This window comes from Nonomuraea sp. NPDC004186 (genome assembly GCF_053603495.1).
The window spans coordinates 158,064-173,684 of the sequence record NZ_JBSGFQ010000007.1 but is presented as its reverse complement, the minus strand read 5'-3'; the positions used below and the strand labels follow the sequence as shown (position 1 = coordinate 173,684).

At 71.7% G+C, this 15,621-nt stretch carries 12 protein-coding genes; 10 read left to right on the top strand and 2 right to left on the bottom strand.

The genetic code is table 11. The features are described from left to right. Nucleotides 1-10: 10 nt before the first annotated feature. From ACWEPL_RS08240 to ACWEPL_RS08230, 3 genes are all read left to right on the top strand, one after another. Nucleotides 11-2,041: a hypothetical protein gene (locus ACWEPL_RS08240; RefSeq protein WP_452435568.1), complete on the top strand. Its 2,031-nt coding sequence runs from the start codon at nucleotides 11-13 to the stop codon at nucleotides 2,039-2,041. A gap of 72 nt (nucleotides 2,042-2,113) precedes the next feature. Further along, nucleotides 2,114-3,043, top strand: coding sequence for a glycosyltransferase family 2 protein (locus ACWEPL_RS08235; protein ID WP_357726325.1), 930 nt, complete (start codon nucleotides 2,114-2,116; stop codon nucleotides 3,041-3,043). 3 nt (nucleotides 3,044-3,046) lie between these two features. After that, nucleotides 3,047-4,108 carry a glycosyltransferase family 4 protein gene (locus ACWEPL_RS08230; RefSeq protein WP_452435567.1) on the top strand — a complete coding sequence of 354 codons (1,062 nt, stop codon included), beginning with the start codon at nucleotides 3,047-3,049 and terminating at the stop codon, nucleotides 4,106-4,108. Here ACWEPL_RS08230 and ACWEPL_RS08225 read toward each other — a convergent pair. After that, nucleotides 4,009-4,968 carry a lysylphosphatidylglycerol synthase transmembrane domain-containing protein gene (locus tag ACWEPL_RS08225; protein ID WP_363962452.1) on the bottom strand — a complete coding sequence of 320 codons (960 nt, stop codon included), beginning with the start codon at nucleotides 4,966-4,968 and terminating at the stop codon, nucleotides 4,009-4,011. The genes ACWEPL_RS08230 and ACWEPL_RS08225 overlap by 100 nt on opposite strands. A gap of 111 nt (nucleotides 4,969-5,079) precedes the next feature. Between ACWEPL_RS08225 and ACWEPL_RS08220 the strand changes: the two genes are divergently transcribed. From ACWEPL_RS08220 to ACWEPL_RS08190, 7 genes are all read left to right on the top strand, one after another. Then, entirely contained in the window at nucleotides 5,080-5,907 is an 828-nt protein-coding gene (locus ACWEPL_RS08220; RefSeq protein ID WP_363962453.1) for a class I SAM-dependent methyltransferase, read from the top strand. Next, on the top strand, nucleotides 5,904-6,803 hold the full coding sequence (locus tag ACWEPL_RS08215; protein ID WP_363962454.1) for a lysylphosphatidylglycerol synthase transmembrane domain-containing protein: 900 nt from the start codon (nucleotides 5,904-5,906) through the stop codon (nucleotides 6,801-6,803). Before ACWEPL_RS08220 ends, ACWEPL_RS08215 begins: the two co-directional genes overlap by 4 nt. 93 nt (nucleotides 6,804-6,896) lie before the next feature. After that, nucleotides 6,897-8,012 (top strand): glycosyltransferase family 4 protein, encoded by a 1,116-nt coding sequence (locus ACWEPL_RS08210; protein WP_363962455.1) that lies wholly within the window; start codon nucleotides 6,897-6,899, stop codon nucleotides 8,010-8,012. A gap of 32 nt (nucleotides 8,013-8,044) precedes the next feature. Next, nucleotides 8,045-9,124 (top strand): sugar phosphate nucleotidyltransferase, encoded by a 1,080-nt coding sequence (locus ACWEPL_RS08205; protein WP_452435566.1) that lies wholly within the window; start codon nucleotides 8,045-8,047, stop codon nucleotides 9,122-9,124. A gap of 63 nt (nucleotides 9,125-9,187) precedes the next feature. Beyond that, nucleotides 9,188-10,084, top strand: coding sequence for a DNA-3-methyladenine glycosylase family protein (locus ACWEPL_RS08200; protein ID WP_350728375.1), 897 nt, complete (start codon nucleotides 9,188-9,190; stop codon nucleotides 10,082-10,084). A gap of 53 nt (nucleotides 10,085-10,137) precedes the next feature. Continuing rightward, nucleotides 10,138-12,951 carry a bifunctional FO biosynthesis protein CofGH gene (locus ACWEPL_RS08195; RefSeq protein WP_452435565.1) on the top strand — a complete coding sequence of 938 codons (2,814 nt, stop codon included), beginning with the start codon at nucleotides 10,138-10,140 and terminating at the stop codon, nucleotides 12,949-12,951. A gap of 81 nt (nucleotides 12,952-13,032) precedes the next feature. After that, the gene (locus ACWEPL_RS08190) at nucleotides 13,033-14,781 is read left to right on the top strand and encodes a substrate-binding and VWA domain-containing protein (RefSeq protein ID WP_397368294.1); all 1,749 of its coding nucleotides are present in this window, start codon (nucleotides 13,033-13,035) and stop codon (nucleotides 14,779-14,781) included. A gap of 40 nt (nucleotides 14,782-14,821) precedes the next feature. Here ACWEPL_RS08190 and ACWEPL_RS08185 read toward each other — a convergent pair whose 3' ends face one another. After that, nucleotides 14,822-15,559 (bottom strand): lytic polysaccharide monooxygenase, encoded by a 738-nt coding sequence (locus ACWEPL_RS08185; protein ID WP_452435564.1) that lies wholly within the window; start codon nucleotides 15,557-15,559, stop codon nucleotides 14,822-14,824. Between the last annotated feature and the right edge of the window lie 62 nt (nucleotides 15,560-15,621).

Below are 15,621 nucleotides of genomic sequence, written 5' to 3'. Positions count from 1 at the left end.
TCGCTCACCGATGGGACTCGACCGATCCGGGCGGACGCTCGCCGTGCTCTCGGTGGCGCCCGCGCTCGCCGTGGCGGGCTGGCTGGTGGCGGGGCTGCCGCTGCTGCTGCTCGGCCACTTCGCGCCGCTGCCCGCGGTGCTGCTCGGGCTGCCCGCCGCCGCCCTGCTCTGCCGGGCCGGCACCCGCGGCCTCGGCAAGGTGGCCGAGGCCACGTCCCGGCAGGTCATGGGCGTCGTGGCGGTGGCCGTGGCGTCCGGCGTGTTCAACACGCTCATGCACACCGAGCAGATCGTCGTCAGGCGAGACCCGGCCACGTACGCGCAGTACGCGGCCTGGATCGCGGGCCACGGCTCGCTGCCCGTTCCCACGCAGGCCTGGGCGTTCGGCGGCCCGGACCCGTCGCTGATCTTCAAGAGCGTCGGGTTCTACGCGTTCGACGGGGCGGTGGTGCCGCAGTTCATGCCGGGGCCGCCGATCCTGTTCGCGATCGGCGACTGGCTGGGGATGCCCTTCGCGATCCCGGCGGTGCTGGGCGGGCTGGCCGTGCTCACGGTGGCCGGGGTGGTGGCGCGGCTGGCGGGGGCGCGGTGGGCGGTGCTGGGGGCGGCGGTGTTCGCGGTCAGCCTGCCGATCCTCTACACCTCGCGCAGCACGTTCAGCGAGATCCCGTCGCTGATCCTGCTGTTCGGCGGGCTGGCGCTGGCACACGACGCGCTCGCCCGGCCGGGCCGGGCCCGCGGGCTGCTGGCCGGGCTGGTGTTCGGGCTGGCCGTGCTGGTCCGGGTCGACGGGCTGCGCGACGTGCTGCCCGTGCTGGCGTTCGCGGGGTTGCTGATCGCGATGCGCCGCTTCGCCAGGCCGCAGGGGGCGCTGGGCGTGCCGCTGCTGGCCGGGCTGGTGGCGGGCGCCGGGGCCGGGATGCTCGCGGCGTACCTGCTCTCCCGGCCCTACCTGTCGTACCTGTCGGGGTCGGTCAAGCCGCTGCTGGCCATCTGCGCCGCCGTCCTCGTGCTCACCGCGGTGGGCACGGCCACCGCCCCGCTGCTGGCCAGGATCCGGCCGCCGGCGTGGGTCCCAGCGGCCGGGGCCGGGCTGGTCGTGCTGCTCATGGCCGGCCTGTACGCGCGCCCGTGGTTCCAGACCGTGACCCGCGTGCCCGTGACGGAGGACGACCGCCGCACGGCCCTGATGATCGCCCAGACCCAGCAGGCCAACGGCCTGCCCGTGGACGACACCCGGCTCTACTTCGAGAACTCCCTGCACTGGGTGACCTGGTACGTCGGCATCCCCGTGGTGGTGCTGGCCACGGTCGCGGCGGCGGTGCTGGTGCGCAGGCTGCTGCGGGACGGCGGGCCGTTCGAGTGGCTGCTGCCCCTCGCGGTGATCGGCTGGACCACCGTCACCACGCTCCTGCGCCCCGAGATCACCCCCGACCATCCGTGGGCCGCCCGCCGCCTGGTCCCCATCGTGATCCCGGGCCTGATCCTGCTCGCCATGTACGGCCTGGCACGGCTGCGCGACCTGCTCCGGGCGCACCCGCCGTCCTGGCCGCGCGGGCCCCGGGCGCGGCGGTGGGGGATGGCGCTCGCCGTCCTGATCGTCCTCGCGCCGCCGGCCGTCACCTCCATCGGGACGGCGTTCACGCCGGTCGAGCGGGGCGAGGCGGCGGCGGTGGCGGGGATGTGCGCGAAGCTCCCGCCCGACGCGTCGGTGCTGATCGTGGAGCGGGTGACCGGCGATCGGTTCACCCAGCTCGTACGCGGCATGTGCGACCGCCCGGCGGCGATCGTTGCCCGCGAGGGTTCGATGGACACCGCCCCCGAGGCGCAGGTGCGCCGGCTGATCGCGCGGGTGCGCGCCGCGGGCCGCGTCCCCGTCGTGCTGGCCGCCGACGAGGTCCAGGTGGCGCCGTACGGATCTCCGACCCAGGTCTTCGCGCTGGCCTCCCGCCAGGACGAACGCTCTCTCGTGGACGCCCCGAACGGCACCTGGGGCCTGCAGATCGGCGCCTGGATGGCCCTCCCCGAAGGGAATGGATGATCTTGGAAGTGGGAGCTCCCAGTGGGCGCACGTGGACTCGGCTTTGAGTTGGGCAGAGTACCCTCAAGGCCCGTGAGCACGCTAGAGACCCCGAAGAGTGGACCTGCCGTGGAAGAAGCGCCGTACGTCACCATCGTTCTTCCCTGCTACAACGAGCAGGATCACGTCATCGATGAAGTCGAGCGCATCACCAGGTCCATGGACTCGAGCGGCTACACCTACGAGCTCGTGGCCGTGGACGACTGCTCGACCGACGAGACGCTGGCCAGGCTGAAGCAGGCCGCTCCCGACTACCCCCACCTGCGCATCCGCGCCTTCCACCGCAACGGCGGCGCGGGCACCGTGCGGCGCATCGGCACGCAGGAGGCCAAGGGCGAGATCGTCGTCTGGACCGACGCCGACATGACCTACCCCAACGACCGCATCCCCGAGCTGGTGCAGATCCTGGAGAAGGATCCGATGATCGACCAGGTGGTCGGCGCGCGCACCAGCGAGGAGGGCTCGCACAAGCTGCTGCGCGTCCCCGCCAAATGGGTGATCCGCAAGGTGGCGGAGCAGCTGGCCGGGCAGAAGATCCCCGACCTCAACTCGGGGCTGCGGGCCTTCCGCAGGACGGTGGCCAAGCCCTACCTGCGGCTGCTCCCGCCCGGGTTCTCGTGCGTGACGACGATCACGCTGTCGTTCCTGTCCAACCAGCACGACATCTACTACCTGCCGATCGACTACGCCAAGCGGGCCGGGAAGTCGAAGTTCAGCTTCGTGTCCGACGCGTACCGCTACATCCTGCAGGTGCTGCGGATGATCATGTACTTCAACCCGCTCAAGGTGCTCATGCCGCCCGCGCTGTGGCTGGTGGGCATCGGGTTCGTGAAGGGTCTGTGGGACATGGTCATGCACCCGTTCTACTTCCCGGCCAACACCGTGATGATCTTCCTGTCCGGGCTGCTGATCGGGTCCGTGGCGCTGCTCGCCGACCTGATCGTGCGCTCGCGGGGGGAGTAGCGCGTGCGGATCGCGATCGTCGGCCCCACCTATCCGTACAAGGGGGGCGGGGCCCAGCACACCACCGAGCTGGCGCACCGCCTCACGGCCCAGGGCCACGACGTGGTGATCGAGTCGTGGCGGGCGCAGTATCCGTCGTTCCTCTACCCGGGGCAGCAGACGATCTCCGCGCCGGAGGGCACGCCTTTCCCGAACACCCTGCGCAGGCTCGACTGGCGGCGTCCCGACGGGTGGGTGTCCGCCGGGAGGCGGCTCAGGTCGGCGGATCTGGTGGTGCTGGCCGTGCTGAGCCCGGTGCAGGTCCCCGCATATTTGGGGATTTTGTACGGGATAAGGCGAAAAGTCAGGACTATTGCCCTCTGCCACAACGTGCTGCCCCACGAGCGCAAGCCGTACGACGAGCCGCTCATGAAGGCGCTGCTCAAGCGGGTCGACGGGGTGCTGACCCACTCCGAGCAGCAGGCCGGGCTGGCCAAGGGGCTGACGGGCAGCCCGGTCAGCGTGGCGGCGCTGCCGCCGCACCTGCCCTCCACCAACGCCGAGAAGTCCACCCAGGTCCACCGCAGGTTGCTGTTCTTCGGCATCGTGCGGCCGTACAAGGGGCTGGACCTGCTGCTCAGGGCGCTGCCCGACGGGATCTCGCTGACCGTCGCGGGGGAGTTCTGGGGCGGGCTCGACGAGACGCGGGCGCTGATCGCCGAGCTGGGCCTCGGTGACCGGGTCGAGCTGCGGCCCGGCTACGTGGCCGCCGAGGACGTGCCGGGGCTGTTCGCGCGGGCGGACGCGCTCGTGCTCCCGTACCGGAACGCGACCGCCAGCCAGAACGTCTGGCTCGGCCACGAGCACGGCGTGCCGGTGATCGCCACCCGCGTCGGAGCGCTCGCCGACCACGTCACCGACGGCGTGGACGGGCTGCTGGTCGAGCCGGGTGACGCCGGGGCGCTGCGCGCGGCCCTCGAACGCTTCTACGCCTCGGGCGAGCCCGAGAGGTTGCGGTCGGGCGTCAAGGCCGTCGATCCCGAGCCGTTCTGGTCGGCGTACGCGGGGACGCTGCTGGCCGCCTGACGGCCGAGCACGAACGAGATGCCCGCGGCCGTCGCGTCCGCCAGCGTGAACGCCAGCCGCGACACGATCGCCACCGCGAGCGCCGCCGGGGTGCCGATGATCGGCGCGAGCACCAGCACCAGCGCGCCCTCCCTGACCCCGACCCCCGCGGGCACGACGATGGTGAGGATCCCGGTGGCCCACGCGAACGCGTACGCTCCGGTCGCGACGAGGTAGAGGTCGGAGCGGCCGGAGAGCAACCAGATGTGCAGGCCGTACACGAACCAGCCGAGCGCGGTCCACGCCACCGCGACGACCACGGTACGGCCGGGCAGCACGCTCTCCAGCGGCTCCTTGCGCGCGATCCGCAGCGCCAGGTTGAGACCCCAGGTGAGCACCTTGGGATGCAGGCACACGATGATCACCGGCACGAGCAGCACGAGGTACCAGGCCTTGCGCACCGCCTCCAGCGAGCCCAGCGTCGCCGCGGCGATCGAGACGGCGACGCCGAGGTTGATCACCAGGCTCAGCGAGATCGTCGCGAACGTGCGCCGCGGCGGGCTCCCGTGGTCGCGCCCGAGGTCCATCATCGCCGCGTACGCCCACACGGCGCCCGGGATGTACTTGCCCAGCTGGCCCACGAACATGATCCGCCCGGCGATCCGCAGCGGCACCCGCGTGCCGAGCCCCGCCAGGATCTCCCGCCAGGCCACCAGGATGAAGACCTGGCCGAGCAGCACCGCCGCGAACGCCCCGAGCACCGCCCACGGCGACATCGCCGCCACCGCCCCGGTGGTCTCGTCCCAGTTCGTGGCCAGCCCGTAACCCAGGAAGCCGAGGGCGATCAGGGCGAGGACGACGCGCAGCAGGCGACGGAGCATTCGCTCAGGCTACGCGTGCTCCGCCGGGCAGGCCAGACGGCGGCGCCGGAGACCGCGGGCGCGGCCCGCACCGGCTTCGGACCCATGCCCATTTGGGTACTGTGGGTCCTCGTGGGTAAGCAACGAGTCGCGCAGCTCGAATACTCGGAGTTCCAGTCCGCCATGCTCGACGAGGGCAAACGGCGGCGGAAGGCTGCGAAGATCATCGCGGTGCTCGAGCACTTCCGCGGGCCGCTGAGCGGGCTGACGGTGGGCGACGTGGGCTGCTCCGCGGGGTTCATCGCCGACGAGCTCGCGCAGGCCGGGGCGAAGCACACGCTGGGCATCGACATCGACGTGCCGGGGCTGCGCAAGGCCGCCGACCGGTTCGGCGAGCGGGTGGCGTTCGTGTGCGGCGACGGCACCGCGCTGCCGTTCCCCGACGGGTCGATCGACGTGCTGGTCTTCAACCACATCTACGAGCACGTGGTCGACCCCGACTCCGTGGTGGCCGAGATGCACCGGGTGCTGTCCGACGACGGGGTCCTCTACCTGGGGCTGGGCAACCGGCTCGGTGTCATGGAGCCCCACTACAAGCTGCCGTTCCTGTCCTACCTGCCGCCCGCGCTGGCCGACCGCTACGTGCGGGCGTCCGGGCGGGCCGACCACTACTACGAGCGGTTCAGGACGCGGCGCGGGCTGCGCAGGATGCTGCGGGCCTTCCACGTGTGGGACTACACCTTCCCCGTGCTGGCCACGCCGGGCCGGTTCGCGGGGGGCGAGCTGTTCCCGGGCGCGCTGGGGCGGATCGCGCAGACCGTGCTGGCCCGCACTCCCCGCGAGGTGCTCAGGCTGCTGCTGCCCCTGGTGCCCACGTACCTGTGGGTGGCGACCAAGACGCCGCGGCGGCCCGCGGGCGCGGCGCTGCCGCAGCCGCCCGAGCGGGTCCGCCCGCTGTGACGACGGTGAAAGAGGAGGCCGCCCCGCGGCGCTCGCCGGTCCGCAGGCTCGTCCGGTACGGCTTCCTGGCCGTCGCGCTCGGCTTCGGCGCCTACGCCGTGGCCAAGCAGTGGGACACCGTGGTGGCCGGGTTCGCCAGGCTGTCGTGGGCCGCGCTGGCCGGGTCGCTGGTCGCCGTGGTCGCCGCGCTGCTCGGCGCCATGCTCACCTGGCGCACCCTCCTGGCCGACCTCGGCTCCCCGCTGCCGCTGAGGCCCGCCGCCAAGGTCTTCTTCGTGGGCCAGCTCGGCAAATACATCCCCGGCGCCGTCTGGCCGGTGATCGCCCAGATGGAGATGGGCCGCGACCTCGGCGTGCCGCGCTCGCGCAGCGCGGCGGCGTTCTTCCTGATGATGCCCATCCAGCTGGCGACCGGCCTGCTCGTCTCGCTGGTCACGCTCGGCTGGGACCGCTATGGCTGGCTGCTGCTGTTCATCCCGCTGCTGCTGGTCCTGCTGGAGCCCAAGGTCATCAACGCCGTGATCGGGTACGCCCTGCGCAAGCTCAAGCGGGAGCCGCTCGAACGCCCGCTGACCCGGCGCGGCATGCTCGCCGCCCTCGGCTGGGCGCTGGCCGGCTGGCTCTGCTACGGCGTGCACCTCTACTTCGTCGCCCCCCAGGGCGGCCTGCTCTTCGCCGTCGGGGCCTTCGCGCTGTCGTGGTGCCTGGGCATCCTGACCTTCGTCGTCCCGGCGGGCGCGGGCGTGCGGGAGGTCGCGATGGTCGCGGTGCTGGCGCCTCACGTGGACGGTGGCGCGGCGATCGCGGTGGCTCTTTCGTCCCGCATTGTCATTATTTTGGGGGACCTGATCTGCGCCGGTATGGCGGGAATCGCAGCGCGTCGCAACTCCGTGTGATTTGACCGGCGATTTAGGGGAGGCTGGTCATAAGCTGAACTTCAGAGGGGGACACCAGTCCCACGTTGATCTTGAGGGGAGAAGATCTACGTAATGCCTCGAGTGCTCGTCGACGCGGCGGCGGTCCCCGCGGACCGTGGCGCGTTGATCAGATATGTGGACGGGCTCGTGGCCGCGCTCGACCGGGCCGGCGCAGACCTCGCGGTGGTCTGCCAGCGATCGGAGGCCGAACGCTACCGGCGCCTCGCGCCCTCGGCCCTGGTCCTCCCGGGGCCCGTGGCGATCTCCAACAGGGCGGCCCGGCTCGCCTGGGAACAGACCGGCCTGCCGCTGCTCGCCCGGCAGGCGGGGGCGGACGTGATCCACGCCCCCTACTACTCCATCCCGCTCGGTTCGGGCCTGCCGACCGTGGTGACGATCCACGACGCCACCTGGTTCACCGAGCCCGACCAGCACAGTCCGCGGGCGTCGTTCTTCCGCTCCGCCACCCGCACCGCCGTGCGCCACGCCCGGCGGGTGATCGTGCCCTCCAAGGCGACCAGGGACGAGCTCGTCCGCGTGCTCGCCGCCGACCCCACCCGCATCGACGTCGCCTACCACGGAGTCGACCTGGGGCAGTTCCACCCGCCGAGCGACGACGAGATCCGCCGGGTCGCGCTGCGGTGCGGGCTGCACGGCCAGCCCTATGTGGCGTTCCTGGGCGCGCTCGACCCCCGTAAGAACGTTCCCAACCTCATCCGCGGCTTCGCCGCCGCCGCGAAGCACCTGGACGCGCCGCCCGCGCTGGTGATCGGCGGCGGGGTCCACGAGGACGACGTCGACGCCGCCTGCCGGGAGGTGGAGGCCACCGTCAGGGTCATCCGGCCCGGCTACCTGCGCGCGCCCGACCTGCCGGGGTTCCTGGGCGGGGCGCTCGTGGTGGCCTTCCCGTCGCGCGGCGAGGGGTTCGGGCTGCCGGTGCTGGAGGCCATGGCCTGCGGCGCGCCGGTTCTGACGACACATCACACGTCTCTGCCAGAGGTCGGCGGCGACGCCGTGGCCTACACTGAGCCCGACGCCGACAGCATCGCCGTGGCGCTCGGACACCTGCTGGGCTCCCCCGCCCGCAGGGGGCAGTTGCGGGAGGCGGGGCTGGCAAGAGCACGCGAGTTCACCTGGGACGCCTCGGCCGAGGCGCATCTCAGCTCTTATCAACGCGCGATCGAATAGTTCGGTAACCTCACGGAGTGATGGAGAGCTCTTTGCCAGACCTCGAGGCGATCCTCCTGGTCGGGGGGCAGGGCACGCGCCTGCGTCCGCTGACACTGGGCACGCCGAAACCGCTGCTGCCGACCGCCGGAGTGCCGTTCCTGGCCCACCAACTCGCCCGTGCGCGATCTTTCGGGGTCCGCCGGATCGTGTTCGCCACCTCCTACAAGGCGTCGATGTTCGAGCCCGCCTTCGGTGACGGGTCGGCGTTCGGGCTCTCACTCGAATACATCACCGAGGAGACACCGCTGGGCACCGGCGGCGCGATCCGCAACGCCGCCGAAGCCCTCACGGCGGGGCCGTCCGACCCGGTCCTCATCCTCAACGGGGACATCCTCTCCGGCCACGACATCGGCGATCAGGTACGCACTCACCTGGCACGACATGCCGCTGTAACGCTCCATTTGACAGAAGTCGACGATCCCTCCCGGTTCGGGTGCGTCCCGACCGACGAGACCGGGCGGGTGACGGCCTTCCTGGAGAAGACGCCCAACCCGGTCACCAACCGGATCAACGCCGGCTGCTACGTGTTCACCCGGTCGGTGATCGACTCGATCCCCCGCGACGAGATCGTGTCCGTGGAGCGGGAGACGTTCCCCGGGCTGATCGAGGCGGGCGAGCTGGTGCTGGGCTACGCCGACCGCACCTACTGGCTCGACGTCGGCACCCCGGCGGCCTTCGTGCGGGGGTCGCGCGACCTGGTGCTGGGGCGGCTCGACTCGCCCGCGCTGCCCGGGCCGACCGGGGAGTTCCTCGCGCTGGAAGGGGCTCAGGTCTCGCCTGAGGCCAAGGTGCAGGGCGGCACGGCGGTCGGCGCGCGGGTCGTGGTCGAGGCCGGGGCGACGGTGGTGGGCTCGGTGCTGACCGACGACTGCGTCGTCGAGGCGGGCGCCTCCGTGACGGACTCCGTGGTGGGGCGGGGCGCGCGGGTCTGCGCGGGCACGGTGGTGTGCGACGCGGTGATCGGCGACGGCGCCATCGTGGGGCCGGGCAACGAGCTGCAGAACGGCGTGCGCATCTGGCCGGGCGTGGAGCTGCCCGAGCGCGCGATGCGCTATTCGAGCGACGTCTGAGCCTCTGCCCTCGCTCCTGCGGCCCGGTCACGGGCAGCGGGGAGGTGGGGGCAGACTGGACGGGTGAGAGAGCGCAGGTGGGTGCCCGAGGGGCCGCTGGACGTGGGGCTGGCGTTGCAGCCGCACAAGCGCGGCGGCGGGGATCCCACCTGGCGGCAGGGCTCTGACGGGTCCGTGTGGCGCACCTCCAGGACGCCCGACGGGCCGTGCACGCTGCGGGTGAGCGTCAAGGCCGGGTGCGTGCACGGGCAGGCGTGGGGGCCGGGCGCGGAGTGGGCGCTGGAGGCGCTGCCGGCGCTGTTGGGGGCATTCGACGACGCTTCCGGATTTGTCGCCAAACATGATGTTTTGGCGGAGGTTGTCAGGAAAAATCCGGGTTTGCGGATCGGGCGTACCGGGCGGGTCATGGAGGCCCTCGTACCGGCCGTGCTCGAGCAGAAGGTGGTCGGGCAGGAGGCGTGGCGGGCCTGGCGGTGGCTGCTCGGCCGGTACGGCGAGCCCGCGCCCGGACCCGCGCCCGAGGGGATGCGGGTCGTGCCCGAGACCGTGGTGTGGCGGCAGATCCCCAGCTGGCACTGGCACCGCGCGGGAGCGGAGGCCGTCCGCGCCCGGACGATCGCGAACGCCGCCTGGCACGCCGACAAGCTGGAGGCCGCCGCGACCACCGAGGAGCTCGACCGGCTGCTGCGGGCGCTGCCCGGGATCGGGGTGTGGACCTCGGCCGAGGTGCGCCAGCGCGCGCTGGGCGACCCGGACGCGGTGAGCGTCGGCGACTACCACCTGGCCAAGCTCGTCGGCTACGCGCTGACCGGGGAGAAGACCGACGACCCCGGGATGTTGCGGCTGCTGGAGCCGTACCAGGGGCATCGGCACCGCGCCGCGGTGCTGGTCTGGCTCACCGGCCTGCGCCCGCCCGCGCGCGGGCCCCGGATGTCCGTACGCGACTACCGGTCCTTCTGACGCGCCGGGCCCCTGGGTGCGTGCGGCGAACTCAGCCGTCGTACTGTGCCCGTATGAGTCTCGTCAGTGATTCCGCACTCCGCCGGGCCCTCGCACGTGCCCGCGACGGCAAGGCCCTCGACGTCACGGAGGTGACCGTCCTCCTGCAGGCCAGGGGCGAGCACCTCGACGCCCTGCTCGAACATGCCTCCCGCGTACGTGACGCCGGGCTGCGGGCGGTCGGCCGCGAAGGGATCATCACATACAGCAAGAAAGTGTTCATCCCGTTGACCCGGCTCTGCCGGGACCGTTGTGGTTACTGCACCTTCGCGACCGCGCCGCACAAGCTGCCCGCGCCGTTCCTGAGCCCTGACGAGGTGCTGGAGATCGCCCGGCAGGGGGCGGCCATGGGGTGCAAGGAAGCGCTGTTCACGCTGGGAGACCGGCCTGAGGACCGCTGGCACCAGGCGCGCTCCTGGCTCGACGCGCACGGCTATGACGACACCCTTTCTTATGTGCGGGCCATGGCGATCAGAGTGCTGGAGGAGACCGGGTTGCTGCCGCACCTCAACCCGGGGGTGCTGACCTGGCGTGACCTGCAGCGGCTCAAGCCCGTCGCGCCGTCCATGGGGATGATGCTGGAGACGACGTCGCGGCGGCTGTTCGAGGAGAAGGGGGAGGCCCACTACGGGTCGCCGGACAAGGACCCGGCCGTACGCCTGCGCGTCCTGGAGGACGCCGGCCGGACGAACGTGCCCTTCACCACCGGGATCTTGATCGGCATCGGCGAGACCATCGAGGACCGGGCCGAGTCGATCTTCGCGATCCGGCGGGTGGCGCGCGAGTACGGCGGGATCCAGGAGGTCATCGTCCAGAACTTCCGCGCCAAGCCCGACACCGCGATGCGGGGGCTGCCCGACGCGTCCCTGGAGGAGCTGGCGGCCACGATCGCGGTCGCGCGGCTCGTGCTCGGGCCCCGGGTCCGCATCCAGGCGCCGCCCAACCTGGTGGACTCCGAGTACGCGCTGATGATCCGGGCGGGCATCGACGACTGGGGCGGGGTGTCGCCTCTCACCCCCGACCACGTGAACCCCGAGCGGCCCTGGCCGCAGATCTCCCTCCTGGAGACCCGGACCGCCGAGTCCGGGTTCCAGCTCCGGGAGCGGCTGACGATCTATCCCGAGTACGTGGTGGCCGGGGAGCCGTGGCTGGACCCCCGGCTCTTCGCCCACGTGGCCGCCCTGGCCGACCCCGCCACCGGGCTCGCCCGCCCTGACGCCGAGCTGCGGGGGTTGCCGTGGCAGGAGCCGGACGGCGGGTTCGCGTCGTCGGGACGGGTCGATCTACACGTGGAGGTGGACACGGCGGGGCGCACGCACGATCGGCGGGACGACTTCGACCACGTCTACGGCGACTGGACCGCCCTCCGCGACCGCCTCCCCGCGCCCGCCACGTCGTCGTCCACCGCGCCGTCGGACGGTGCGGGGTCGGATCTCGCCGCACGCGTTGCGCCGGGCACCACCGCCGGGGTCCCCGCCGCACCGGCGCCCGGCGCGCGGGTTGCGGAGAGTGCGGGCGCTGACGCCGCGCACCCCGACGCGGGGCCTGCCGGCGCTGCGGCCGGAGGCGCCGCTTCGGCGGGCGCGCCGGCGGGTGGCGTGGCGGTGGGCGGTGCTTCGGACGGAGTCTCGCTCACCGGCGCCCCCGCGGGGGGTGGGACGCCTGGGGAGGTGCGGCGGGCGTTGCGGAGGGCGGCGGCCGATCCGGGTGGGTTGAGTGACGCCGAGGCCGTGGCGTTGCTGGCCGCCGAAGGGGAGGCGCTGGACGAGCTGGCCGCCATCGCCGACGACCTCCGCCGGCAGGCCGTGGGCGACGAGGTCACCTACGTCGTCAACAGGAACATCAACTTCACCAACGTGTGCTACACCGGATGCCGCTTCTGCGCCTTCGCCCAGCGCAGGACGGACGCCGACGCGTACACCCTGAGCCTGGACCAGGTGGCCGACCGGGCGCAGGAGGCGTGGGACGCGGGTGCGACCGAGGTGTGCATGCAGGGCGGCATCCACCCCGACCTCCCCGGCACCGCGTACTTCGACCTGGCCAGGGCGGTCAAGGAGCGGACGCCCGGGATGCACGTGCACGCGTTCTCCCCGATGGAGGTCATCAACGGGGCCAGCCGCACCGACATGTCCATCCAGGCGTGGCTGGAGGCGGCCAAGGAGGCCGGGGTCGACTCGCTGCCCGGGACGGCGGCCGAGATCCTGGACGACGACGTCAGGTGGGTGCTGACCAAGGGGAAGCTGCCCGCGAAGGAGTGGGTCGAGGTCATCACGACGGCCCACAAGGTGGGCATCCCGACCACGTCCACCATGATGTACGGGCACGTCGACAACCACCTGCACTGGGTCAGGCACATCAAGCTGATCCGCAGCCTCCAGGAGCGGACCGGCGGGTTCTCCGAGTTCGTGCTGCTGCCGTTCGTGCACACCAGCGCCCCCATCTACCTGGCCGGGATCGCCCGCCCGGGCCCCACGGCGGCAGAGAACAGGGCCGTGCACGCGCTCGCCAGGATCCTCCTGCACGGCTCGATCAAGAACATCCAGTGCTCCTGGGTGAAGCTCCGCGACGACCTGTGCCGCCAGGTGCTCCAGGGCGGCGTGAACGACCTCGGCGGCACCCTCATGGAGGAGACCATCAGCCGCATGGCGGGCTCGGAGAACGGCTCGTACAAGACGATCAGCGAGCTGCGCGAGATGGTCGAGGTCACCGGCAGGCCGGTCAGGCAGCGCACCACCGAGTACGGCGTCCCCGCGGACGAACGGCTCGCGGCGTCCGAGGCCAGCGACGGCGTGTGCAAGAGCGTCCGGAGGGTCCTGCCGATGGCGTAGTTGTAACATGTTCTAACAAGGCTTGCGCCCGCCATGGGAGGCGCTGGAAGAATCATCACTCCCCTGGGAGAGAGGTTCACCGTGCGGTTAGGTCGGCACCGCGCTCCGCTGCCCGCTGAGCTGCGACGCAGGAAGGCTTTACGGCGCGGCATGCTGGCGGGCCTGACCGCGGTGGCCATCGTGGCCGCCGGCCTCGTGGTGGTGTTCGGCAGTGGCGGCCTGCTGTGCAGCACACGAGAGCCTGTTCTGGTCAGCGTCGCGGCGGCCGTCGACGTGGCCCCGGCGGCCATGGAGGCCGCCGAGCGGTTCAACGAGACGAAGACGTCCGTGGGTGGCCGGTGCGTGCTGGTCCAGGTGACCGAGCAGTCGCCGGCCACCGTCCTGCGCACGCTGATCGGCGACCGCGCGGGCGTCCTGCGCGAGCGGCCCGACGGGTGGATCGCGGACTCGTCGGCCTGGATCAGGCTGGCCCGCCAGCAGGGCGCGAGCGCGCTGCCCGCCGGTGAGAGCGTGGTGGCGACCTCGCCGCTGGTGTTCGCCACCCGCTCGTCGCTGGCCCAGCGCTTCTCCGTGGGTAAGACCGAGATGAACTGGCGGATGGTCTTCCCCGCCACCGTGCGCGGGCGGCTGACGCCCAACTCGGACGAGCCGGACGTCGTACGCGTACCAGACCCGTCGCTGGCCGGGGCGGGCATCGCGACCGTGGCCGCCGCCAGGGACGTCGTCGGCACGGGGCCGGAGGCGGACAAGGCGCTGACCGCGTTCGTACGGTGGGCGCAGGCCGGCTCCGCCCCCGACTACCGCAGCATGCTGGCGGCGGTCGACGACCACACGTTCTGGCAGCGTCCGGTCGTCATCGTCCCCGAGCAGTCGGTCTGGAACCACAACCAGCGCCCCTCCGCCGACCCGGTCGTCGCGCTGCACCCGCGCGAGGGCACGATCAACCTCGACTACCCGTACGTCGTCACCGCGACCGACCCCACGGTGGCCGAGGCGTCCACGGTCTTCGCCGACTGGCTGAAGGGCTCGCAGGCGCAGGACATCGTCCGGCGGGCCGGGTTCAGATCGGGCGACGGCACCCTGGGCCCGATCTCGCCGGGGCCGCAGATCCCCTCGGAGACGCCGAAGACCAGGTCGTCGGTGTCGTCGCAGGACATCGACGAGGCGCTGCGGGCCTGGAGCCGGCTGGCCCCGCCGACGAACATCCTCGTCCTGGCCGACACCTCCAAGCACATGGCCGAGTCGCTGAACGGCACCACCAGGATCAGCATCGCGCTGGACGCGGCCAAGATCGGGCTGCAGCTCTTCCCGGACTCGACGCACATGGGCCTGTGGGAGTTCGCAGAGGGGCTGGGCGGCCTCAAGCCCTACCGGGAGCGGGTCGGGCTCGGCCCGATCAACGAGCCCCAGACCGGACAGGTGGTACGCAAGAGCCGCCTCGCCGAGCTGACCGGCACGATCACCGCCCATCCCACCCTGGACAGCTCGCTCTACGACGCGATACTCGGCGGCTTCCGCAAGGTCACCAGCGAGTACCGCGAGGAGATGAACAACGCGCTCCTGGTGATCACGGCCGGCAAGGACGACGGCAAGGGCACGAAGCTGCCGGAGCTCCTCGACAAGCTGCGCCACGAGTGGAACCCCGACAAGCCCATACAGATCATCATCATCGCGTTCGGCAAGGGCGTCGATCACGACAGCCTGTCGCGGATCACGGCCGCCACGAACGGCTCGCTGCACGAGGCCCAGGAGCCGGGGGAGATCATCGACGTCTTCCTCGCCGCCCTGGCCCGCCGGCTCTGCCACCCCACCTGCAAGCCGACCCCATGAGAAAGGGGGCGCTCCTGGCGGAACGCCCCCTTCTGGCTGGCTAGACGCGCTGCCAGAGCGCCGGGACGTTGGGCGGCTCCCAGCCGGCCAGCGCGGTGTGGGCCTGGATGCAGCGGTACGTGACGCCGTTGTAGGTGACGGTGTTGCCGACCGCGTACGCGGTGCCGGCCTTCCACGTGCCCGACGGCGTCGTGGGAGTGGGCGTGGGCGTCGGGTTGGGGGTCGGCGTGACGGTCGGGGTGGGGGTCGGGTTCGGGTTGCCGCCACCGCCGCCGATCTGCAGGTCGATGCACGAGTAGAAGGCGTTGGTGGTGTCGGAGATGTTCCAGATCGCCAGGACCTTCTGCCGGCCCGAGTAGCCGGACAGGTTGACCGTGTGCGAGACCGTCGCGGGCGGCTGCTGGCCGTTGCCGTTGAAGACGGCGACCCGCGTGTTGCCGATGTAGTACTCGTAGTTGAGCGTGGCGTGCCTGGCGGTGAACGTCCAGTTGAAGGTCACCGTGGTGCCCGCCTGGGCGACCGGCCACGGCTTGCTCTCGTCGCTGAGCTGCGCGAACTGCGACAGGTTGGCGTGGCAGCTCCGCAGCCCCTTCGGGCCCTCCACGCTCTGCGGCTCGTAGATGATGTTGCCGCAGTTGGGGACCTTGCCCTGGGCGCAGTTGGCCTGCCGGCTGGGCGGGGAGTTGACGTAGCCGTGCGCGAACGCCGGCGCCGTGTTGAACAGCGTGGTGGCGACGGCGATCACCACCACGGCGACTAACGTGAGCGTCCTTCTCATGAAGTTGCTCCTTCACATGGGGGGATGCCCCAAATGTAAAGGAAACTTTCCTAACGGTAAAT

What these genes read in the sequence shown, in the direction of transcription:
- ACWEPL_RS08195 (WP_452435565.1), top strand. Translation starts at nt 10,138, where the DNA reads ATGAGTCTCGTCAGTGATTCCGCACTCCGCCGGGCCCTCGCACGTGCC.
- ACWEPL_RS08240 (WP_452435568.1), top strand. Translation starts at nt 11, where the DNA reads ATGGGACTCGACCGATCCGGGCGGACGCTCGCCGTGCTCTCGGTGGCG.
- ACWEPL_RS08210 (WP_363962455.1), top strand. Translation starts at nt 6,897, where the DNA reads ATGCCTCGAGTGCTCGTCGACGCGGCGGCGGTCCCCGCGGACCGTGGC.
- ACWEPL_RS08225 (WP_363962452.1), bottom strand. Translation starts at nt 4,968, where the DNA reads ATGCTCCGTCGCCTGCTGCGCGTCGTCCTCGCCCTGATCGCCCTCGGC.
- ACWEPL_RS08185 (WP_452435564.1), bottom strand. Translation starts at nt 15,559, where the DNA reads ATGAGAAGGACGCTCACGTTAGTCGCCGTGGTGGTGATCGCCGTCGCC.